This window comes from Agrococcus jejuensis (assembly GCF_007679035.1).
Classification (GTDB): domain Bacteria; phylum Actinomycetota; class Actinomycetes; order Actinomycetales; family Microbacteriaceae; genus Agrococcus; species Agrococcus jejuensis_A.
The window spans coordinates 1,150,949-1,170,494 of sequence record NZ_VEFR01000001.1 but is presented as its reverse complement, the minus strand read 5'-3'; the positions used below and the strand labels follow the sequence as shown (position 1 = coordinate 1,170,494).

The following is a 19,546-nucleotide window of genomic DNA, read 5'->3' as shown; positions in this document are numbered from 1 at the left end:
GGGGTCAGGCGGGCGGTCGCGCGCCCGGCACGCGGCGCCAGTCCGCACCGCGTCGCTCCACGACGCCGGCGGCCTCGAACGCCTCCAGCCAGCCGAGCATGGGCCACGAGCCCCATCGCTGCGCGTACCGGCGACCGTTGCGCAGGATGTCGTCGACGTGCTGCAACGGCGGCGACGAGGTCGGATGGTGCTGGTGGTACGCGTCGGCGCCGCCCACCCAGACGAGCGGTACGGCCGCCTGCTGCGAGCGCATGGCGTAGTCGGTGTCCTCGCCGCCGTAGCCGACGTAGCCGTCGTCGAAGCCGCCGATGCGCTGCCACGTCGCTGCCGTGAGGGCGAACGACAGCGACCAGAACAGCACGCGGTCGGCCTCGTCGGCGACGACGAGCGCGTCGGCCTCGGGGGCCGGGCGCGCGGCGTGCGGTGCCGTGAGCGCGGCGAGGTCGGTCGTGTCGTCGACCACGACCCCCTCGGCGAGGTACGTCACGGGCCCTGCGAGCAGGGCGCCGGGCATGGCGCGCATGCCCGCGACGTAGCGTCGGACGAGGTCGTCGCCCGCGATGCAGTCGGCGTCGAGGAAGACGAGCGCGTCGGCGCCCAGCGCGATCGCAGCGTCGGCGCCCGCGTTGCGTCCGGCTGCGAGGCGCAGTCCCGCGTCGGCGGGCGGCACGTGCACGAGCTCGGCGTCGATCGCACCGGCGGCGGGGAGCTCGTCGTCGAGCCAGACGACGACGCGCGCCGCGTCGGGCTCGCGCAGCCGCAGCCGATCCTGCTGCCGCTCCACGTGCGTGGCTCGCGCCGCCGAGGCGAGCGTGATCGTGGCGACCCTCATGCGCCGAGCCCTGCGGTGCGCTCGATCGCCGCTGCGGCGCGCGCCGCAGCTCCGTCGACGCGCCAGCGCGACCAGTCGGGGCGGGATGCGCTCGCACGCGCCAGCAGCGCCGGCCACGTCGTCGCCGACGCGTCGGCGACGACCGCGAGCCCCTCGGCCTCGAGCCGCGCCGCGGTCGCGTGCTGCTCGTCGAAGGGGCGTGGCCGCGGCACGACGACGGCGCGCGCCTGCGCGGCCGCGAGGTCGGCGATCGCGTTCTGGCCCGCGGCGCTCACGACGACGTCGGCAGTCGTCAGCGCGTGCCAGGGGTCGGCGAGCCAGTGCCCCACACCCGCGATCGACCAGCGCCAGCCCGGCGTGCTCGCCGCGGCGCGCTCGACCATCGCCTGCCACTCGGGATCGTCGGAGCCGCCACCGAGCGCGAGCACCGTCGCGGGCTCGCGGACGCCGGCGCCGCGACGTCCCTCGAACCTCGAGATCCCGCCGACGTGGTGCGGGCCGGCGGCGTCGTCGAGCGCGGGCCAGGGCGCGATGACGGCGTCGGCGAGCGCGCGTCCCATCGCGTGCGGCGCATCCGTGCGCTCGCCCGGCTGCGTCACGAGCGCCACGCGGCGCCCCAGCAGGCGTGCGAGCGCGGTGACCTCGACCGAGACGTCGACGACGACGGCGTCGGCCTCGGGCAGCACGGCCGCGATCGCGGCCATGCGCTGCGCATGCCCGGCATGGCCGAGCGGCGCCCAGTGCAGCCGCCCTCCCGCCGTCGGGTCGTTCGTCGCCGGATCGCCCGACGCCTCCACGGCATCGTCCGTGGGCAGCCGCACCCACCGGGTCCCCGCGGGCAGCGCCTCCGGCTCGGCCAGCGAGCTGAGCACCACGACGTCGTCGACGCGCACGAGCGGTCGCACCGCGAGCAGGCGCATGAGGTGCCCGCGGCCGTGGTGGTGGACGTACCAGGCGATCACGCCGGCGCCGCCGGCGCCTGCGAGCGCTCGCGTGCCAGCGCGACGAGATCGCCGAGGCCCATGTCGAGCGAGGCGAAGCGGCGTAGCGCGTGCTCGCGGATGCGCTCACGCTCGTCGGGCGTGGTCGCGAGCAGCTCCTCGGCGGCCGCGGCGAGCCCGACGACGTCGTCGGGCACGACGAGTCGTGCTCCCGGGAGCCCGTCGAGCACCTCGGGCACGCCTCCGCGCGCGAACGCCGCGACGGGCGTCCCCGTCATGAGGGCCTCGGCGAGCACGAGCCCGAACGGCTCGTCCCACCGCGGGGTCACGAGCGCGCATCCGCTCTCGCCGACGAGGTCGGCGAGCCGTTGCCGTCGGAGCGCGCCGAGGATCGTGACGTGCGCGGAGGCACGAGGGGCGACCTCGCGAGCGAAGTAGTCGGCGTCGCCGACGCGACCTGCGACCGTGATCGGGCGCTGGAGGATGGTCGCCGCGTCGATCGCGAGATGCGGACCCTTCTCGGGCACGATGCGCCCGAACCACACGAGACCCGGTCCGCCGGCGCCGAGCGGCCACGCGTGCGGGTCGACGGGGTTGGGTCGCACGGTCGCGGCGACGCCGTGCTCGCGCCAGCGCGACGCCGTGTGCGCGCTCACCGCGAGGTACGAGTGCCGCGCACCCGCGTGCGGCGCGACCGCGACGAGCTCCGGCAGCGGCGGCGTGTGCAGCGTCGTGACCATCGGGATGCCGTGCTCCCCCGAGCCGAGCACGGGCATGGGGTGGAGGCTGTGGTTCTCGACGAGGTCGTAGTCGTGCCGATGCTCGCGCAGATGGTCGAGCAGGCGCCGATGACGCATGTCGACGGCGTCGAGGTAGCCGGCTGGATACGTCTCGTCCGAGGCCGCCGCGCCACCCCACGACGCCGGGGGCATGCGGAGGCGGCGGGGCGTGCGGTCGAGGAAGTCCGAGCCGCGCGCTGCCACGAGGGTCACGTCGTGGCCGGCGGCCCGTAGGCGACGGACCCGATCCCACACCATGGCCTCGAGGCCGCCCGCATGGGGCTCTCGGATGGGGTATCGCGACGGAGCGACGACGAGGATGCGCTGGGGTGCGGGGACGAGGGGACTCGTCACCGGCGGGATCCTTGGGCCATCACCTCACGGTAGAGGGTCGCGTGGGCGTCGCGGACGCCCTTGCGTGCGACGCGTCGGGCGTGCATCCGCCCCGCGACGAGCGCGATGCGCTCGTCGGATCCCGCTCGCGTCGCCGCAGCGACGGCGGCGCGGACGGCGGACGCGGCGTCGGCGAGGTCGTCGAAGCCGTGGTGGTCGCTCGGGTGCTGCTGCGCCATCGGCAGCCAGGCGGGGCCGACCACCTGCACGCCGCGGTCGTGGCAGAGCTCGACCCATCCCGAGTGGGTGCCGTGGCCGTAGGGCAGCCAGGCGACGTCGAGCGCGTCGATCTCGTCGAGCAGCGCCTCGTCGTCGGGCCGCGGACGCTGCACAAGCGCGCAATCGGTCCGGTCGGCGACGAGGTCGGCGATCGCTACGACCGTCTCGGGGTCGCGCGTGCGGTCGTTGACGAGCACGCGCCCCCGTACCGAGATCCCCTCGCCGCGCAGCGCAGCGAGCGCGTCGAGCAGCGCGACGACGGTCGGCAGCGCGGCGATGCTGGGCCGCAGGTCGCGCAGGTGCGTGCCGACGACCGGGACGCCGACCGGCGTGGCCCTCGGGGGAGCGGCGTCGAGCAGCGTCGGATGCGGCAGCACGGTCGCCTCCCGCCCCCACGCGGCGAGGATGCGCTCGGCGGCGTCGTGCGTGAGGGTGACGAGCGCGCTCGCGCGCGGCACGATCGCGTCGAGGTCGCGCCGGTGGCGCGCCTGATCGTCGAGCTGCGGGTTCTCGAGGTCGTGCACGGTGTGCACGACGGGGATGCCGGCGGCCTCGGCGGCGTCGAGCGCGGCCCCGAGTCGACCCTCCGGCAGCGACTCCATGCCGAAGTGCACGTGGATGAGGTCGACCTCGCCCGCGTGGGCGCGGATCCAGGCGGGGTCGAGCACGGCGGGCGGCCACCACCGCCACGGCTCGGCGGCGTCGACGACGGGGTCCGGCAGCACGACCACCGAGCCGTCGTCGGGCGCGACTGCCGTGACGTACGGGTGCGCGGCCGGCACCGCGGCGACGCGGATCGGCGTGCCGGGTCGTGCGTGCATGCTGCTCCTGACGGGCTTCGCGGTGCGGCGATCCGCCGACGCGCAGCGCGCCGGGCGGCACCGTGGACCCTACTGGCATCCCGAGCTCGCGGCAGCCGCCTCGTCGACGGGCGTACTGTCGAGCCACCATGGGTGCGCGCGACGAGGACGAGGATGCCGCTCGTCGGCGTCACTTCGGCGACTTCTACGACGGCCCCGCCGACGCTGCCGCCTCGGACCCCGTCGGGGTCGTGCTCGGCAACTGCCAGGCCGAGTCGCTGCGCATCGCGCTCGACGGCTGCGGCGTGCGACTCGTGCGCACGCCGGCGATCCACGAGCTCGTCGCGGCCGACGTCGAGCCGTTGCGCCGGCTGCTGCGGCGCAGCGCCGTCGTCGTGTCGCAGCCGGTGCGCGACGACTACCACGGGCTGCCGATCGGCACGCGGCAGCTCCTCGCCGTCGCGGCGGACGCCGCGCACGCGATCGTGCCGGTCGTGCGCTTCACCGGGCTGCATCCCACCCAGGCGATCGTGCGGCCCCCCGGCGACGCCGGTGCCTCGCCGCCGATCGTGCCGTACCACGACCTGCGCACGCTCTCCGAGGCGGCCGGGCGCGGCGGCGGGCTCGACCGTCCGCTCACCGTCGAGGCCGTGCGCGCCGAGGCGGCTGCGTCGATCGCGTCGCTGCGCGAGCGCGAGGTGCGCCACGGCACCGTCGGGATCTCCGACGTGCTCGAGCAGCCGACCTTCGCGCACATGCGCACGATCAACCATCCCGGCAACGTCGTCGTCGAGGAGCTGGCCCGCCGCGTCGCGGCCACGCTGGGCCTGCCGGGCACGCCCGTGCCCGTCGGGCGGCCGCTGCTCGACGGCATCCACGCGCCGCGGTCACGGGTGGTGCGGGAGGCGTTCGGCCTCGAGGAGGCGGAGCGCGAGCACTGGGTCGTCGCTGGCGAGCCCGTCGAGGCCGCGGAGGTGCACGCGGCGCAGCTGGCCTGGTACGCGACGCGGCCCGAGGTCGTGGCCGCGGGGCTCGAGCGCCATCGCGACGCCCTCGATCGGCTCGGGCTGTGACGCTCGCGCTCGTCCATCGCGGCGACGCCGAGCACGGCGTCGACCGACTGGCGCGCACCGTCGCGGCCAGCGCGGCCGTGCGCGCCTCGGGAGCGGTGCTCGCCCTGCCGCACGAGGTCGTCGACGGCGCCCGCGCGCACGTGCACTTCACCGATCGGCTCTGGGGCGCCTCGCCCGAGGCATCCGCCGACGCGATCGAGGCGCTCGCGGCTCGTGCGACGCTCACGGTGACGCTGCACGACCTGCCGCAGGCGTCCGACGGCGCACGCAGCATGGAGCGGCGCGCGGATGCGTACCGTCGCGTCGTGCGCGCGGCCGCGGCGGTCGTCTGCACCAGCGACTACGAGCGCGGCCTGCTGGCGCGCGTCGTCGGAGTCGACGGGGCCGCCGCGTGCGCGATCGTGCCGCTGCCCTGCGAGCGCGCCTCCGACGCCGCCGAGCCCGTGCCGCTGCGCCGCGAGGTCGGCGTGCTGGGCTTCTTCTACCCGGGGAAGGGGCACGCGGAGGCCGTCGCCGCATCCGCGGCGCTCCCCGCGCCGCTGCCGGTCGTCGCGATCGGTCGGGCCGCGCCCGGGCACGAGGCCGAGCTCGCCGAGCTCGCGACGCACGCGCGCGACGTCGGCGTCGAGTGCACCAGCACGGGCTTCCTCGACGAGGAGGCGCTCGTCGCGCGCATGCGCAGCACTCTCGTGCCGGTCGTCGCGCACCGGCACGTCTCCGCCTCCGGATCGCTCGCCTCCTGGATCGGCGCCGGTCGTCGACCGATCGTCGTGCGCAACGCGTACTTCGAGGAGATGGCCGCGCTGCGTCCCGGCACGACCTGGCTCGTCGACGACGACGAGCTGCCGCACGCCATCGCGATCGCCGCCGCCGATCCCGCCAGCACGCACCTGGGCGCCGACGCATCCGTGCGTCCAGACCTCGACGACGTGGCCGCCGCCTACCTCGCCCTGTGGGGCTCGGCGTGACGGGGCCCGGCGCCCCCTTCGGCGTGCCGATCGTCGGCAACGACTGGAGCGCCGTGCCCGCCGTGCCGGCGCGCACCGTCTCCGTCGTCGTCGCGCACTATGCGCAGCAGGCCGAGCTCGACCGCACGCTCGCCGCCCTCGCGCGGCAGACGCATCCGCGCCAGCTGCTCGAGGTCGTCGTCGCCGACGACGGGTCGCCGACGCCGCCGACGGTGCCGCCCGGCGTGCGCGTCGTGCGGCAGGAGGATCGGGGCTTCCGGCTCGCAGCCGTGCGCAACCTCGGCGCGCGCCACGCGACCGGCGACGTCGTGTGCTTCCTCGACGCCGACACGGCGCCCGAGCCGGAGTACGTGGCGCGCATCGCGGCGCTGCCGTCCGCCGCACCCGACGTGCTCGCCGTCGGGCGCCGTCGGCACGCCGACCTCCGCGGCGTGCCCATGCGCACGCCCATCGAGCGCGCGGGCCCGGAGCACGCGCTGCCGGAGCCGCAGTGGCTCGCCGACGCGTACGCCCGATCCGGCGACCTGCTCGACGCCGACGCTCGCTCGTACCGCTTCGCGATCGGCGCCGTGCTCGCGTGCTCGCGGTGGCTGCTCGACGACGTCGGCGGCTTCGACGAGACCTTCGACGCCTACGGCGGCGAGGACTGGGAGTGGGCGGCGCGCGCCTGGCGTCGCGGCGCGGCGCTCGCGCACGTGCCGGACGCCATCGCCTGGCACGACGGCCCCGACTGGGCCGGGCGGGACGCCGAGGAGCGCGCGCGCCGGAAGGACGAGGAGACGCTGCGCCTCGTCGACGCCGTCGGCGGGCCCGGTCTCGCGCCGTCGGCCCTGCTCTCGGCGCGGGCCGACGTCGTGGTCGTGCTCGAGCGCAGCCCGTCGGTCGCTGCGGCGCTCGTCTGCGTCGACCGGATGCTCGCCCTGCTGCCGACGGCTCGCGTCGTCGTGCCCGCCGGGATCGCGGGCGCGTTCGCCGCGGACCCGCGCGTGCTGGCCGCGGCTCCCGAGCACCGCGCGACCGTGACGCTCGCGCATCCGATCGTGCTGGGCGATGCCGGAGCCGCGCGGCTGCTCGACGCCGTCGCGACGATCGGCGACGCCGACGTCGCCCGCATCGCGCTCGGCGACGCGATCGTGGTGGCGGCGCCGCGTGCCGCCGCGCGCGATCGCCGCTGGGGGAGGCCGACCGGATGGCGCGTCGAGCGCGAGCCGCTCGCCGACGTCCGACGCGTGCCCGAGCATCCGGACCTCGAGGCCCACCTCGGCGGGTGGTCGCGGGCTTGACGCGACGAAGGGCCCGGCGGTCGCCCGCCGGGCCCTTCGCCTCACGTGGAGCGGGTCAGCGCTGCACGCCTGCGCTCACGCGCACGGCCTCCGTCGCCGTCTGCGGGATCTCCGTGCCGGGCCCGTGCGTGTCCTCCATCGTCGCCTCGTCGAACGGATCGCGCTTCGCGAGCACGTTCGTCACGCGACCGTGGTCGATCTGCTTCGTCCAGGTGCCGATGAGCACCGTCGCCACCGCGTTGCCGGTGAAGTTCGTGAGCGCACGCGCCTCCGACATGAAGCGGTCGATGCCGACGATGACGCCGACGCCGTCGACGAGGTCGGGACGGTACGTCTGCAGGCCGGCCGCGAGGGTCGCGAGACCCGCGCCGGTGACGCCCGCCGCACCCTTCGACGCGATGATCATGAACAGCAGCAGGCCGATCTGCTCGGGGATCGACATGGGCACGCCCATGCCCGTCGCGATGAACAGCGACGCCATCGTGAGGTAGATCGCCGTGCCGTCGAGGTTGAACGAGTAGCCGGTCGGCACCGTGATGCCCACGACGGGCTTCGAGACGCCGAGGTGCTCGAGCTTCGCCATGAGGCGCGGCAGGGCCGACTCCGAGGACGACGTCGACACGATGAGCAGGTACTCCTTGCCCAGGTACGCCATGAGCTTGAAGATGTTGACGCGAGCGACGACCCACAGCAGCGTGCCGAGCACGCCCACGATGAAGACGACGCACGTCGCGTAGAACGCGAGCATCAGCGTCGCGAGGGCGCCGATGGCTGCCCAGCCGGTCTCGCCGACGACGCCGGCGATGGCGCCGAACGCGCCGATGGGGGCGAGCCACAGGATCATCGTGAGGATGCGGAAGACGAGCGTCTGGATGAGGCCGAGGGTCTCGAGCAGCGGCTTGCCGCGGTCGCCCATCTTCTGCAACGCGAACCCGACGAGCAGCGCGACGAAGAGCACGGGCAGCACGTGGCTGCCGGTGAGCGCCGAGACGAGCGTCGTCGGGATGATGCCGAACATCGGGCCACCCTCCTCGGCGGCGGGCGCCTCGTACTCCGACGAGGAGATGTTGAGGCCCTCGCCCGGGTGCACGAAGTTGCCGACGACGAGGCCGATCGCGAGGGCGAACGTCGACATGACGATGAAGTAGCCGAGCGCGAGGCCGCCGACCTTGCCGACCGTGGCGGCCTTGGCGATCGAGCCGATGCCGAGCACGATCGTGCAGAAGATCACGGGCGCGATCATCATCTTGATGAGGGCGACGAACGCCGTGCCGATGGGCTTGAGCGCGACGCCGACCTCTGGCCAGATGAGGCCGACGGCGGCACCGAGGATGACGGCGATGATGACCGCGACGTACAGGCCGTGGGTGGCGAAGCGCGAGTGACGCTTCGGTGTGCTGGTGGTGGGCGTCGTCGCCATGGTGCTCCTCCTGGGCGCGTCGCCACGATGCGACGCTGCTTCGGATGCGAGCATCCTCGCCGGGGCACGACGATGCCTCCTTTCGTGCTTAGTGTTCGCAGTCGTGCACCGCCCGCGCCGTCGGGCATGCTGGTCGCAGCGGACGACGGTCTGCGGCGAGGGGGAGCGGCATGCGCCGACGGTGGCGCGATGCGAGCATCGCGACGCGGCTGTTCGTGCAGTCGACCGTGCTGCTCGTCGCGAGCGCCGTCGCGGCGTTCGCGCTGCTCGCGTTCGACGCGCAGGCGGATGCGGAGCACGAGGCGACGGTGCTCAGCCGCGACGTCGTGCTGGCGCTCGCGACCGATCCGACGATCGAGACGGCGACGGCTGCCGCGTTCGACGAGTGGTCGCTCGACGAGGATGCGGCGGTCGCCCAGGCATCGGCGCGGCTGCAGCCCTACGCGCTCGAGGTCGTCGACCGCACGCGGCTCGACTACGTCACGATCATGCATCCGACGGGCATCCGCTACACGCATCCCGACCCCGACCAGATCGGTCAGCGGTTCCTCGGCTCGACGGCCGAGGCGCTCGCGGGCGGCGTCGTGACCGAGACGTTCGAGGGCACGCTCGGCCCGTCGGTGCGCGCGGTCGCGCCGATCGTCGTCGACGGCGAGGTCGTGGGCCTCGTGTCGGGCGGCGTCACGATCGCGCAGGTGTCGAGCGAGGTCGTGACGCGCCTGTGGGTCGTCGCGCTCGTGCTGCTCGGGGCCGTGGTGCTCGCGGCCGTCGCCGCGTGGCTGCTCGCGCGCAGGCTCAAGGTCGCGACGGGCGGCCGCGGCGTCGAGGAGCTCGCGCACCTGTTCGCGGCGCACGAGGCCGTGCTGCACTCCGTCGACGACGGCCTGCTGCTCGTCGAGGGCGAGGCGATCGTGCTGGCGAACGATCGCGCGCGCACGCTGCTCGGTCTCGGCGACGTCGCGCTGCCGATCGCGGTCGCCGACGCCGCCCTGCCCCGCACGGTGCGTCGCGTGCTGGCGCAGCCCGGCGATGGCGTGGCGCCCGTGCTCGTGGGCAGGCGCTCGCTCGTCGTCGAGCGCGAGGCGGCCGACGTGCCGGGCGCCCGCCGCACGAGCAGCGCGACGATGCTCACGATCCGCGATCGCACCGAGCTGAGCCGCATGGCCGGCGAGCTGGATGCGGTGCGCACGCTCGCGACGGCGCTGCGGGCGCAGACGCACGAGTTCGGCAACCGCATGCACACGATCGCCTCGCTGCTGTCGCTCGGCGAGCCCGAGCGCGCCCTCGAGGTGGCGGCGGCGGAGCGCGACCTCGGGCAGCGGCTCGCGGATCGCGTCGTCGGCGCCGACGAGGAGCCCGTGATCGCGGCGCTGCTGCTGGGCAAGACGGCGCAGGCGCGCGAGCGCGCCGTCGACCTGCACTTCGAGACGCGCCTCGACCCGGGCACGCACTGGGTCGATCCGATCGACTTCGTCACGATCCTCGGCAACCTCGTCGACAACGCCATCGACGCCGCCGCATCCGCCCGTGCGCGCACGGGGGCGACGTCGCGCGAGCTCGGCGAGCGCTGGGTCGCCGTCTACCTCGGCGCCGACGACGACGGCGCGATCGTCATGCAGGTCTCGGACTCGGGCGAGGGCGTGCCCGACGACGCGCGCGAGCTCGCGTTCGAGCAGGGGTGGACGACGAAGGAGCACGGCGGCGACGGCCGCGGTTTCGGCCTCGCGCTCGTGCGGCAGACGGTCGAGCGGCTCGGCGGCACCATCGAGCTGGGACGCGAGCTCGGTGCCGTCGTGACGGTCGTGCTGCCGCGTCCCGACGCCGAGCCGCCCGCCGACGCCGACGTCGACGTGCGCGCGTCGACCGATCGCAGCCTGCAGCCGCGGAGGCGCTCGTGATCCGCGTGCTCGTCGTCGAGGACGATCGCGGCACCGCCGACGCGCACGCCGCCTACGTCGGCAGGTGCGAGGGCTTCGAGCTCGCAGGCGTCGCGCATTCGGCGACCGCCGCCATCCGCGCGCTGCGCGATGCGCAGCAGGGCACCGCTCGCATCGACCTGCTGCTGCTCGACATGAACCTGCCCGACGGCCACGGCCTGCAGGTGTGCCGCGAGCTGCGCGCCGCCGGGCTCGTGGTCGACGTCATCGCGGTCACGGCGGTGCGCGAGCTCGACATCGTGCGCGAGGCCGTCGCCGTGGGCGTCGTGCAGTACCTCATCAAGCCGTTCGGCTTCGCGGTGTTCGCCGAGCGGATGCGGCAGTACCGCGCGTACCGCGACGAGCTCGAGGGCGCGTCGAGCCTCACGCAGCAGGAGGTCGACCGCGCGATCGCGGCGCTGCGCACCACGAACGCGCCGGGCCTCGCGAAGGGCCTGTCGGCCGAGACGCTCGAGGCGGTGTCGGCGCTGCTCGCCGACGCCGAGGCCGCCCGCAGCGCCACGGAGGTCGCTGCCGAGCTCGGCCTGTCGCGCGTGACGGCGCGCCGCTACCTCGAGCACCTCGCCGACTCGGGCGTCGCCGACCGCACGCCGCGCTACGGCACGCGCGGCCGTCCCGAGCTCGAGTACCGCCGCCGCGGCTGAGCGGCGCTGCCACCGGCGACACGGCTTCGCGTTGCGCGGAATCGAGACGCCGCGACACCTCACCGACACGTTCGCATGGCATCGTGGCCCGCTCCACGAGGAGGGAGCCGTGCCATGCCCGAGGTCGTGTCCGAGGAGATGACGCAGTCCATCGACCTGCTGATGAGCGTGGGCGTCGCCGCCGGGATCGCGCTCGTCGCCGCCGTCGCGGCGAGCCTCGTGCTCGTCGCGGTGGCCGCCGCCATCACGCGGTCGCGCACCCGCGTCGTCGCGATGCGCCGGCCGCTGCGGTGGCCGGTCGCGACGCTCGCCGGCACCATCGCGTTCGCGATCGCCTTCGCGTCGCTCGGCGTCCAGGCGTCGCTCGGCGCGGCCGGCGACGTCATCGCGCACGCGCTGCTCATCGCCGCGATCGCACAGGGCGCTTGGCTCGTCGTGCGCATCCTGGCCGTCGCCGGCGACGCGGTGCTCGCCCGCTACGGCGCGACGGAGGGCGATCGCCACCGCCGCAAGGTGCACACGCAGATCGCGATCATGCGCCGCGTGCTCGTCGTCGTCATCGTCGTCATCGCGATCGGCGCCGCGCTCTTCACGTTCGAGGGTGCCCGCGTCGCGGGCACGAGCCTGCTCGCCTCCGCGGGCGTCGCATCCCTCGTCGCGGGCCTCGCGGCGCAGTCGGTGCTCGGCAACGTCTTCGCCGGCCTGCAGCTCGTCGGCTCCGACGCGCTGCGCGTCGACGACGTCGTCGTGGTCGAGGGCCACTGGGGCACGATCGAGGAGGTCACGCTCACGTACGTCGTCGTGCGGATCTGGGACGACCGCCGCCTCGTGCTGCCGTCGACCTACTTCACGTCGACGCCGTTCGAGAACTGGACGCGCACGTCGAGCGAGCTGCTCGGCGCCGTCGAGCTCGACGTGGACTGGCGCGTGCCGGTCGATCGGATGCGCGCCGAGCTCGTGCGCATCGTCGAGGGCAGCGAGCTGTGGGATCGGCGCGTGCAGGTGCTGCAGATCACCGACGCCGTCGGCGGCATGGTGCACGTGCGCGTGCTCGTGTCGGCGGAGGACTCCGCGGCGCTGTTCGACCTGCGCTGCCTCGTGCGCGAGCGCCTCGTGGACTTCCTGCGCGCCGAGCATCCCGAGGCGCTGCCGCTGCAGCGCGTCGAGGTGGCGCAGCAGCGGTCGCCCGAGCCGCGTCGGCCGCACCCGGCGACGGGCGACGTGCCGGGCCTGTTCTCGGGCGACGCCGAGGCGGAGGCGCGGCGCGAGACGTTCACGCATCCCATCGAGATCGTGCGCCCCGACGACGCCGACGCCGACGTCAGGCGGTGACCGGCGGCTCGGCCGACCAGGGGAACACGATCCACCGGTCGGTGCGGCGCCACACGAAGTCGGGGTCGACGACCGACGTCGGCTTCGCGTAGAGCACGGCCGAGCGCGCCTCGGCGCCCATGCCGCGCAGCAGGTCGAGCACGAGCGCGAGCGTGCGGCCCGAGTCGGCGACGTCGTCGACGACGAGCAGGCGGCGGCCCCGGATCGCCTCGGCGTCGAGCATGGGCTCGAGCAGCACGGGGTCGGGCAGCGTCTCGTGCACGTCGGTGTAGAACTCGACGTTGATGGCGTCGGCGAGCTTGAGGCCGAGCGCGTACGCGAGGTGGCCGGCGGGCAGCAGGCCGCCGCGCGCGACGGCGATGACGATCTCCGGCTGGTAGCCGTCGGCGGCGATCGTGGTCGCGAGCTCGCGACCGGCGTCGCCGAAGCCCTGCCAGGTGAGCACCTCCTTGTCGGGTGCCGCGAGGTCGGATGCGTCGGCGTGGAAGGCGCTCATGCCTCGATCGTGCCACGCACCCGGACGCGCAGACGGCGCGCCGCCCGCGAGGGGCGACGCGCCGTGCCTTCGAGCGTCAGACGCTCAGTGGGTGTCCTCGGCCTCGATCTCCGAGCGGTCGCCCGACCACAGCGTGTGGAAGGTGCCCTCGGCGTCGATGCGCTTGTACGTGTGCGCGCCGAAGAAGTCGCGCTGGCCCTGCACGAGGGCGGCGGGCAGACGCGGGGCGCGCAGGCCGTCGTAGTACGCGAGCGACGAGGCGAACGCGGGGATCGGGATGCCCGACTGCGCCGCGCCGGCGACGATGCGACGCCACGAGTCCTGCGCCGTCGCCATGACGTCGGCGAAGAAGGGCGCCGTCACGAGCGCGACGAGGCCGGGGTCGGCCGCGTACGCCTCGGTGATGCGGTTGAGGAAGCGGGCGCGGATGATGCAGCCGCCGCGCCAGATCTTCGCGACCTCGCCCTTGTCGATCGCCCAGTCGTGGTCGAGCGCGCCCTGGATGATGGCGTCGAAGCCCTGCGAGTATGCGATGACCTTCGATGCGTAGAGCGCGAGGCGCACGTCCTCGACGAACGCGTCGGCATCCTGCACCGACCACGGCGACGACGGACCCGGCAGGGCGGCGCCGGCCGCGCGCTGGGCCGGCTTCGACGACAGCGAGCGGGCGAAGACGGCCTCGGCGATGCCCGACACCGGCACGCCGAGGTCGAGGGCGGTCTGCACCGTCCATGCACCCGTGCCCTTGGCGCCGGCGGCGTCGAGGATGACGTCGACGAGCGGCTGGCCGGTCTTCGCGTCGACCTGCCGCAGCACCTCGGCGGTGATCTCGATGAGGTACGACTCGAGGTCGCCCTCGTTCCACTCGGCGAAGATGTCGGCGATCTCGGCCGGCGACTTGCCCGTCGCGTGGCGGATGAGGTCGTACGCCTCGGCGATGAGCTGCATGTCGGCGTACTCGATGCCGTTGTGGATCATCTTCACGAAGTGGCCGGCGCCGTCGGCGCCGATGTGCGTCACGCACGGCTCGCCCTCGGCGACCGCGGCGATCTTCTCGAGGATGGGGCCGAGGGTCTCGTACGACTCCTTCGTGCCGCCGGGCATGAGCGACGGGCCGTTGAGCGCGCCCTCCTCGCCGCCGGAGATGCCGCAGCCGACGAAGTGGATGCCCGTCTCGCGCACCTTCCTCTCGCGCGCGATCGTGTCGGTGAACAGGGCGTTGCCCCCGTCGACGATGATGTCGCCCGGTTCGAACACCGAGACGAGCTCGTCGATGACGGCGTCGGTGGGGCGGCCGGCCTTGACCATGATGATCGCGGTGCGGGGCGTCTGCAGGCTGTCGGCGAGCTCCTGCATCGTCGCGGCCTTCACGAACCCGGCCTCCGGGTGGGCCTCGAGGAGGGCGTCGGTCTTCGCGGTGGTGCGGTTGTACACGGCGACCGTGTTGCCCTCGCGGCTCGCGAGGTTGCGCGCGAGGTTCGACCCCATGACGGCGAGTCCGACGACGGCGATGTTGGCGGTGGGCATGCTGCTCCAGTCAGATCGAGGGGATGCCCTTCCAGGCTAGTCGCGCCCGCATGCGGGGTGCAGGGGCTCGTCCGCGTGCGCGCGGCTCTGGTTGCATCGAGGCATGACGACGACGCCCGCCTCCGCGCCGCCCCCGATCCGCGACCCGTCCGACCTGCTCGCCGCCGACGCGCGCGTCGAGCGCATGGCGACGGGCGCCGGGTGGAGCGAGGGGCCGTTGTGGATGCCGGACACGCGTCGGCTGCGCTGGTCGGACATCCACGGCGACCGCATCCTCGAGGTCGACGAGGCGGGCGAGCTGCGCGTGCATCGCACGGACGTCGAGTTCACGAACGCCCGCATCCACGCACGCGGCGGCGTCGTGCAGTGCTCGCACGGACGACGTGCCGTCGAGCTCGAGCGCGACGGCGCGGTGACGGTGCTCGTGGACCGCTTCGGCGAGCACCGTCTGAACTCGCCGAACGACCTCGTCGAGCACCCCGACGGGTCGATCTGGTTCACGGATCCGCCCTACGGCATCGAGCAGCCGAAGGAGGGGCACGCGGGCGAGCGCGAGTACGGCGGCTGCTTCGTGTTCCGATGGAGCGAGGTCGACGGCATCCGTGCGGTCGTGACCGACATGGCGAAGCCCAACGGCATCGCCTTCAGCCCGGACCACGCGACGCTGTACGTCACGGAGTCGGCCGGTGCCGACGTCACCGACGAGGTCGCCACGATCCGCGCCTACCGCGTCGTCGGCTCGGGTGGCGACGCGGTCGCGATCGAGGGGCGGCGGTTCGTGCGCGTCGAGGGCGGCACGCCCGACGGCATCGCGGTCGACGTCGAGGGTCGGGTGTGGTCGTCGAGCGGCGACGGCGTGCACGTCTTCGCGCCCGCCGGCGAGCGGCTCGCGTTCGTGCCCGTGCCCGAGACCGTCGCGAACGTCGCGTTCGGCGACGACGGATGGCTGTGGATCACCGCGACGACCAGCGTCTACCGCGTGCGGACCACGACCCGGCCCGCGTAGCAAGCCGGCGCGCTGCCGTCCACCCGGTCGCGGCAGCGGACGCGTGCTGCGACCGTGACGGCATGCAGATCGGATACAAGCTCTTCGCCGAGGACGTCGCTCCGAAGGAGCTGATCCGCAGAGCCGTCGAGGCCGAGCGCGCCGGGTTCGACTTCGTCGAGATCAGCGACCACTTCCATCCGTGGCTCCCCGAGCACGCGCACTCGTCGTTCGCGTGGGCGATCCTCTCGGCCATCGCGGCGCAGACCACCACGCTGCGATTCGCGACCGGCGTCACCTGCCCGTCGATCCGGTACCACCCGGCGATCGTCGCGCAGGCCGCCGCGACCCTGCAGATCATCTCCGACGGACGGTTCACGCTCGGCGTCGGAGCGGGGGAGCGGCTGAGCGAGCGCATCGTCGGCCAGGGATGGCCGGAGGTCGGCGATCGCCATGCGCGCTTCCGCGAGGCGCTCGAGATCATCCGTCTGCTGTGGTCGGGCGGCACGCACTCCTATCGCGGCGAGCACCTCCGCCTCGAGGACGCGCGCGTCTACGACCTGCCCGAGCGACTGCCCGAGATCGTGGTCGCGGCGGGTGGGCCGCAGGCCGCGGCGCTCGCTGCCGAGCTCGGCGACGGCATCTTCTCGACCGACCCCGACGCGTCGCTCGTCGACGCGTGGACGTCGGCGGGCGGCAGCGGGCCCCGCTACGCCGAGGCGCCGACGGCCTACGCCGCCGACGCGCGCGCGGGCGCCGAGGCCGCGCACCGACGCTTCCGCTTCGGATCGCTCGGCTGGAAGGTGCTCGCGGAGCTGCCCGACCCGGTCGCGTTCGACCAGGCGACGCAGGCCGTGCGCGTCGAGGACATGGAGGAGGCGTTCGCGTGCGGGCCCGACGTCGAGCGGCACGTCGAGGTGGTCACGCAGTTCGTCGACGCGGGCTTCGACCACGTCGCGCTCATGGACGCGAGCGAGGACCCCGACGCGTTCATGACGTTCTTCTCCGACGAGCTCGGCCCGCGGCTGCGCTCGCTGTAGCGGGCACCGCGCGGTCCGGCCGCGCGAGTCAGCGCTCGGCGACGAAGCGGCGTGCGACCGAGAGGTCGTCGTCGCCGAGGCCCGCCTCCACGAGCTCGACGTAGGCGGCGCGCAGCGCGGGCAGCAGCGTCGCGTGCGTGCTCGTGGCGTCGGCGACGTCGGTGGCGAAGCCGAGGTCCTTCACCATGTACCTGGCGAGCCCGCCGGGCTCGTAGTCCTCGTCGACGAGCCTGCGGTGGTTGGCGCGCAGCAGGTTCGACCCCGCGTAGCCGCCCTGCAGCAGCGTCCAGAGGCGATCGACGTCGATGCCGGAGCGCTCGGCGAGCACGGTCGCCTCCGCGATCGCGAGCATCGTCGCGCCGACGACGAGCTGGTTCGCCGCCTTCGCCACCTGGCCGGCGCCGAGCGGGCCGAGGTGCACGGGGGTGCCGCACGGTGCGAGCGCGGCGGCCGCCTCGGCGGCGTCGGCCTCCGACCCGCCGAGCATGATCGAGAGCGTCCCGTCGGTCGCGCCGCCCACGCCGCCCGAGACGGGGCAGTCGACGACGCGGACCCGGCCGTCGCCGTCGCGCGCGAGCCGGTCCGCGAGCTCGCGCACGCGCGTCGGCGACGATGTGGAGGCGACGAGCAGCAGCAGCGGACGATCGGCGGCGAGGAGGCCATCGGGGCCGTCGAGCGCGGCCTCGAGCTGGGGGAGGTCGGGCAGCATCGACAGCACGACGTCGACGTCGGCTGCCAGCGCGCGCGGCGTGTCGACCCACGTGGCGCCCAGTGCCTCGAGATCCTCGTGGCGACGCGTGCGTCCCGTGATGACGAGGCGCCCGTGGGCGCGCAGGAGATGCTCGGCCATGGGTCGCCCCATCGCGCCGAGCCCGATCACGCCGACCGCGGCGTCGTGCTGGCTCATGCGTCCAGGATACGGGCGTCCACTGGGCAGAACCATGTCCACAGTGCTGAATGATCGATAGGCTGCACGCACGTGCCACCGATCGAAGGGGATGGGCCATGGATCGACTCCGCGTCGCGATCATGACGGGACTGCCGGAGGCGCTGTGCGCCAGGATCACCGAGCTCGAGCCGCGCGTCGAGCTCCTGCGCGACGAGCGGCTCGCGCCCCCCGCGCGATCGATCGGCGAGTGGGCTCGTCCGCGCTGGCCCGAGCGATCGGCCGCCGACCAGGCTGCCTTCGAGGCGATGGCGGGGGAGGCGGACGCCCTGTTCGGCATCCCGGACTCGCCTGCGACGCTCGCACGCGTGCTCGAGACGTCCGACTCGGTGCGGTGGGTGCACACGATGGCGGCGGGCGGCGGCGGTCAGGTGAAGGCCGCAGGGCTCGATGCCGCGACGCTCGAGCGCGTGACGTTCACGACGAGCGCGGGCGTGCACGGCGCGCCGCTCGCCGAGTGGGCCGTGCTCGGCGTGCTCGCCGGTGCGAAGGACGTGCCGCGCCTCGAGCGGCAGCGACGCGAGCGCAGCTGGGACGACGGCTGGGCCATGCGGCACGTCGAGGACATGACGGTGCTCGTCGTGGGCCTCGGCGGCATCGGCCAGCAGGTCGCCGCGAAGCTCGGTGCGCTCGGCGCGACCATCTGGGGCACGACGCGCTCGGGCGAGCCGGTGCCGCACGTCGATCGCCTCGTGCCGGCCGACGACCTCGCGGCGGCCGCGGCGCAGGTCGACGCCATCGTGCTCACGCTGCCGGGCACGGCCCTCACCGAGCGCCTCGTCGGCGACGCCGTGCTCGCGGACGTGCGCCCCGGCACGATCCTCGTGAACGTCGGCCGCGGCACGGTCGTCGACGAGGACGCGCTGCTGCGCGCGCTCGAGGACGGTCGCATCGGCTACGCAGCGCTCGACGTCACCGCCGTCGAGCCGCTGCCGACCGAGAGCCCGCTGTGGAGCCACGAGCGCGTGCTGCTCAGCCCGCACACCGCTGCGCTGCACGAGGACGAGCCCGCACGCATCGCCGAGCTCTTCGCCGAGAACGCCGGGCGGCTGCTCGATGGCGAGCCCATGCGCAACGTCGTCGACACGGTGGAGTTCTACTGATGGCCGGCGGCGGCGCCGAGCAGCGCGATCCGGCCCCTGCGGTCACGCGCGGCCTCGGCATCCTCGGGCTGCTCGCGGCATCCGACGGCCCCATGACGCTCACGGAGCTGTCGAAGGCCCTCGGCATCGCGAAGTCGTCGGCATCGAACCTGTGCCTCGCGTTGGAGGCCGGAGGCGTCGTCGAGCGCGTGCCGCTCGGCTTCCGGCTGGGACGGGGCATCGCCGAGCTCGGCGCGGCGTACACGTTCCAGTTCAACCAGGTGCGCGAGCTGTTCTCGGTCTGCGAGCGCTCGACGGTGCTGCGCCGCGAGGTGGTGCAGATCGCGATGCTCGCCGAATCGGACGCGCTGTACCTGGCGAGGCACGAGGGGCGCGCGCACGGCCGCATCGGCACGCCGCTCGGCTCGCGGCTGCACGCCGGCCTGTCGGCGACGGGCAACGCGTTGCTCATGGCGCTCGACGACGACGAGGTGCGGGCGCTCATGCTCGCCGACCCCGCGCCGCGGCTGACGGCACGATCCGCGGGCGACGTGGATGCGGTCGTCGCGAAGGTGCGCCGCGCGCGCGAGCGCGGCTACGCCGTCGACGAGGGGCAGTCGTTCGAGGGGATCACGGGCGTCGCGGTGCCGCTGCCTGCCTGGACGCCGAGCGACCCCGCGCTCGCGATCGGCGTGGCGCTGCCCGCCGACGCCGCGACGCCGGAGCACGTCGCCGCGGTCGGGCTCGCGCTGCAGGAGGCGGCCACGGCGCTCACCAACCCCCTCGGACGCCCCGCGCACTGATGCGTTCAGCGGGTTGGACTCCGTTCATCATGCTGGTACCGTGACC

The 19,546-nt window shown here is 74.4% G+C and carries 18 protein-coding genes; 10 read left to right on the top strand and 8 right to left on the bottom strand.

All coding sequences use genetic code 11. The features are described 5' to 3' along the window. Positions 1-4: 4 nt before the first annotated feature. The 4 genes from FS793_RS05700 to FS793_RS05685 are packed head-to-tail and all read right to left on the bottom strand — an operon-like array spanning position 5 to position 3,985. On the bottom strand, positions 5-832 hold the full coding sequence (locus tag FS793_RS05700) for a glycosyltransferase family 2 protein (protein ID WP_144719375.1): 828 nt from the start codon (positions 830-832) through the stop codon (positions 5-7). Continuing rightward, entirely contained in the window at positions 829-1,794 is a 966-nt protein-coding gene (locus tag FS793_RS05695; protein ID WP_260980039.1) for a glycosyltransferase, read from the bottom strand. The genes FS793_RS05700 and FS793_RS05695 overlap by 4 nt, the downstream gene beginning before the upstream one ends. Then, complete coding sequence (locus FS793_RS05690) at positions 1,791-2,906, bottom strand: glycosyltransferase (RefSeq protein ID WP_260980038.1); 1,116 nt, start codon at positions 2,904-2,906, stop codon at positions 1,791-1,793. Before FS793_RS05690 ends, FS793_RS05695 begins: the two co-directional genes overlap by 4 nt. Continuing rightward, positions 2,903-3,985 carry a glycosyltransferase gene (locus FS793_RS05685; protein WP_144719373.1) on the bottom strand — a complete coding sequence of 361 codons (1,083 nt, stop codon included), beginning with the start codon at positions 3,983-3,985 and terminating at the stop codon, positions 2,903-2,905. The genes FS793_RS05690 and FS793_RS05685 overlap by 4 nt, the downstream gene beginning before the upstream one ends. Positions 3,986-4,113: 128 nt before the next feature. Between FS793_RS05685 and FS793_RS05680 the strand changes: the two genes are divergently transcribed. Genes FS793_RS05680 through FS793_RS05670 form a run of 3 tightly spaced genes read left to right on the top strand, consistent with a single transcriptional unit; the run spans position 4,114 to position 7,288 of the window. After that, complete coding sequence (locus FS793_RS05680; protein WP_144719371.1) at positions 4,114-5,037, top strand: WcbI family polysaccharide biosynthesis putative acetyltransferase; 924 nt, start codon at positions 4,114-4,116, stop codon at positions 5,035-5,037. Next, a complete protein-coding gene (locus FS793_RS05675; protein WP_144719369.1) occupies positions 5,034-6,005 on the top strand; it encodes a hypothetical protein in 972 nt (323 codons plus the stop codon). Before FS793_RS05680 ends, FS793_RS05675 begins: the two co-directional genes overlap by 4 nt. Next, on the top strand, positions 6,002-7,288 hold the full coding sequence (locus tag FS793_RS05670; RefSeq protein WP_222123693.1) for a glycosyltransferase family 2 protein: 1,287 nt from the start codon (positions 6,002-6,004) through the stop codon (positions 7,286-7,288). Before FS793_RS05675 ends, FS793_RS05670 begins: the two co-directional genes overlap by 4 nt. Positions 7,289-7,343: 55 nt before the next feature. Here FS793_RS05670 and FS793_RS05665 read toward each other — a convergent pair whose 3' ends face one another. Next, positions 7,344-8,708, bottom strand: coding sequence for a cation:dicarboxylate symporter family transporter (locus tag FS793_RS05665; protein WP_144719367.1), 1,365 nt, complete (start codon positions 8,706-8,708; stop codon positions 7,344-7,346). A gap of 170 nt (positions 8,709-8,878) precedes the next feature. Between FS793_RS05665 and FS793_RS05660 the strand changes: the two genes are divergently transcribed. The 3 genes from FS793_RS05660 (at position 8,879) to FS793_RS05650 (ending at position 12,621) form a co-directional block, all read left to right on the top strand. Next, complete coding sequence (locus FS793_RS05660) at positions 8,879-10,606, top strand: sensor histidine kinase (RefSeq protein WP_144719365.1); 1,728 nt, start codon at positions 8,879-8,881, stop codon at positions 10,604-10,606. Continuing rightward, positions 10,603-11,289, top strand: a complete 687-nt coding sequence (locus tag FS793_RS05655) for a response regulator (RefSeq protein ID WP_144719363.1) — start codon at positions 10,603-10,605, stop codon at positions 11,287-11,289. The genes FS793_RS05660 and FS793_RS05655 overlap by 4 nt, the downstream gene beginning before the upstream one ends. Positions 11,290-11,403: 114 nt before the next feature. Continuing rightward, entirely contained in the window at positions 11,404-12,621 is a 1,218-nt protein-coding gene (locus FS793_RS05650) for a mechanosensitive ion channel family protein (protein ID WP_260980037.1), read from the top strand. Here FS793_RS05650 and FS793_RS05645 read toward each other — a convergent pair. Together FS793_RS05645 and gndA are read right to left on the bottom strand one after the other, a co-directional pair. Then, the gene (locus FS793_RS05645; protein ID WP_144719361.1) at positions 12,611-13,117 is read right to left on the bottom strand and encodes a phosphoribosyltransferase; all 507 of its coding nucleotides are present in this window, start codon (positions 13,115-13,117) and stop codon (positions 12,611-12,613) included. The genes FS793_RS05650 and FS793_RS05645 overlap by 11 nt on opposite strands. Positions 13,118-13,201: 84 nt before the next feature. Beyond that, complete coding sequence (gndA, locus tag FS793_RS05640; protein ID WP_144719359.1) at positions 13,202-14,644, bottom strand: NADP-dependent phosphogluconate dehydrogenase; 1,443 nt, start codon at positions 14,642-14,644, stop codon at positions 13,202-13,204. Positions 14,645-14,747: 103 nt separating this feature from the next. Between gndA and FS793_RS05635 the strand changes: the two genes are divergently transcribed. Beyond that, the gene (locus FS793_RS05635; protein ID WP_144719357.1) at positions 14,748-15,650 is read left to right on the top strand and encodes an SMP-30/gluconolactonase/LRE family protein; all 903 of its coding nucleotides are present in this window, start codon (positions 14,748-14,750) and stop codon (positions 15,648-15,650) included. 62 nt (positions 15,651-15,712) lie between these two features. Further along, a complete protein-coding gene (locus tag FS793_RS05630) occupies positions 15,713-16,669 on the top strand; it encodes a TIGR03557 family F420-dependent LLM class oxidoreductase (protein WP_144719355.1) in 957 nt (318 codons plus the stop codon). Positions 16,670-16,697: 28 nt separating this feature from the next. Here the strand turns inward: FS793_RS05630 and FS793_RS05625 are convergent, their stop codons facing one another. Then, positions 16,698-17,576: an NAD(P)-dependent oxidoreductase gene (locus FS793_RS05625; RefSeq protein ID WP_144719353.1), complete on the bottom strand. Its 879-nt coding sequence runs from the start codon at positions 17,574-17,576 to the stop codon at positions 16,698-16,700. 98 nt (positions 17,577-17,674) lie between these two features. Between FS793_RS05625 and FS793_RS05620 the strand changes: the two genes are divergently transcribed. Then, positions 17,675-18,718: a D-2-hydroxyacid dehydrogenase gene (locus FS793_RS05620; RefSeq protein WP_144719351.1), complete on the top strand. Its 1,044-nt coding sequence runs from the start codon at positions 17,675-17,677 to the stop codon at positions 18,716-18,718. After that, positions 18,718-19,500: an IclR family transcriptional regulator gene (locus FS793_RS05615; RefSeq protein WP_144719349.1), complete on the top strand. Its 783-nt coding sequence runs from the start codon at positions 18,718-18,720 to the stop codon at positions 19,498-19,500. Before FS793_RS05620 ends, FS793_RS05615 begins: the two co-directional genes overlap by 1 nt. Positions 19,501-19,546: the final 46 nt, after the last annotated feature.

Excerpts from the sequence above, each read along its gene's own strand:
- FS793_RS05665 (WP_144719367.1), bottom strand. The coding sequence starts at position 8,708 with ATGGCGACGACGCCCACCACCAGCACACCGAAGCGTCACTCGCGCTTC.
- FS793_RS05630 (WP_144719355.1), top strand. The coding sequence starts at position 15,713 with ATGCAGATCGGATACAAGCTCTTCGCCGAGGACGTCGCTCCGAAGGAG.
- FS793_RS05660 (WP_144719365.1), top strand. The coding sequence starts at position 8,879 with ATGCGCCGACGGTGGCGCGATGCGAGCATCGCGACGCGGCTGTTCGTG.
- FS793_RS05645 (WP_144719361.1), bottom strand. The coding sequence starts at position 13,117 with ATGAGCGCCTTCCACGCCGACGCATCCGACCTCGCGGCACCCGACAAG.
- FS793_RS05685 (WP_144719373.1), bottom strand. The coding sequence starts at position 3,985 with ATGCACGCACGACCCGGCACGCCGATCCGCGTCGCCGCGGTGCCGGCC.
- FS793_RS05615 (WP_144719349.1), top strand. The coding sequence starts at position 18,718 with ATGGCCGGCGGCGGCGCCGAGCAGCGCGATCCGGCCCCTGCGGTCACG.
- gndA (WP_144719359.1), bottom strand. The coding sequence starts at position 14,644 with ATGCCCACCGCCAACATCGCCGTCGTCGGACTCGCCGTCATGGGGTCG.
- FS793_RS05635 (WP_144719357.1), top strand. The coding sequence starts at position 14,748 with ATGACGACGACGCCCGCCTCCGCGCCGCCCCCGATCCGCGACCCGTCC.
- FS793_RS05680 (WP_144719371.1), top strand. The coding sequence starts at position 4,114 with ATGGGTGCGCGCGACGAGGACGAGGATGCCGCTCGTCGGCGTCACTTC.
- FS793_RS05700 (WP_144719375.1), bottom strand. The coding sequence starts at position 832 with ATGAGGGTCGCCACGATCACGCTCGCCTCGGCGGCGCGAGCCACGCAC.
- FS793_RS05625 (WP_144719353.1), bottom strand. The coding sequence starts at position 17,576 with ATGAGCCAGCACGACGCCGCGGTCGGCGTGATCGGGCTCGGCGCGATG.
- FS793_RS05650 (WP_260980037.1), top strand. The coding sequence starts at position 11,404 with ATGCCCGAGGTCGTGTCCGAGGAGATGACGCAGTCCATCGACCTGCTG.
- FS793_RS05620 (WP_144719351.1), top strand. The coding sequence starts at position 17,675 with ATGGATCGACTCCGCGTCGCGATCATGACGGGACTGCCGGAGGCGCTG.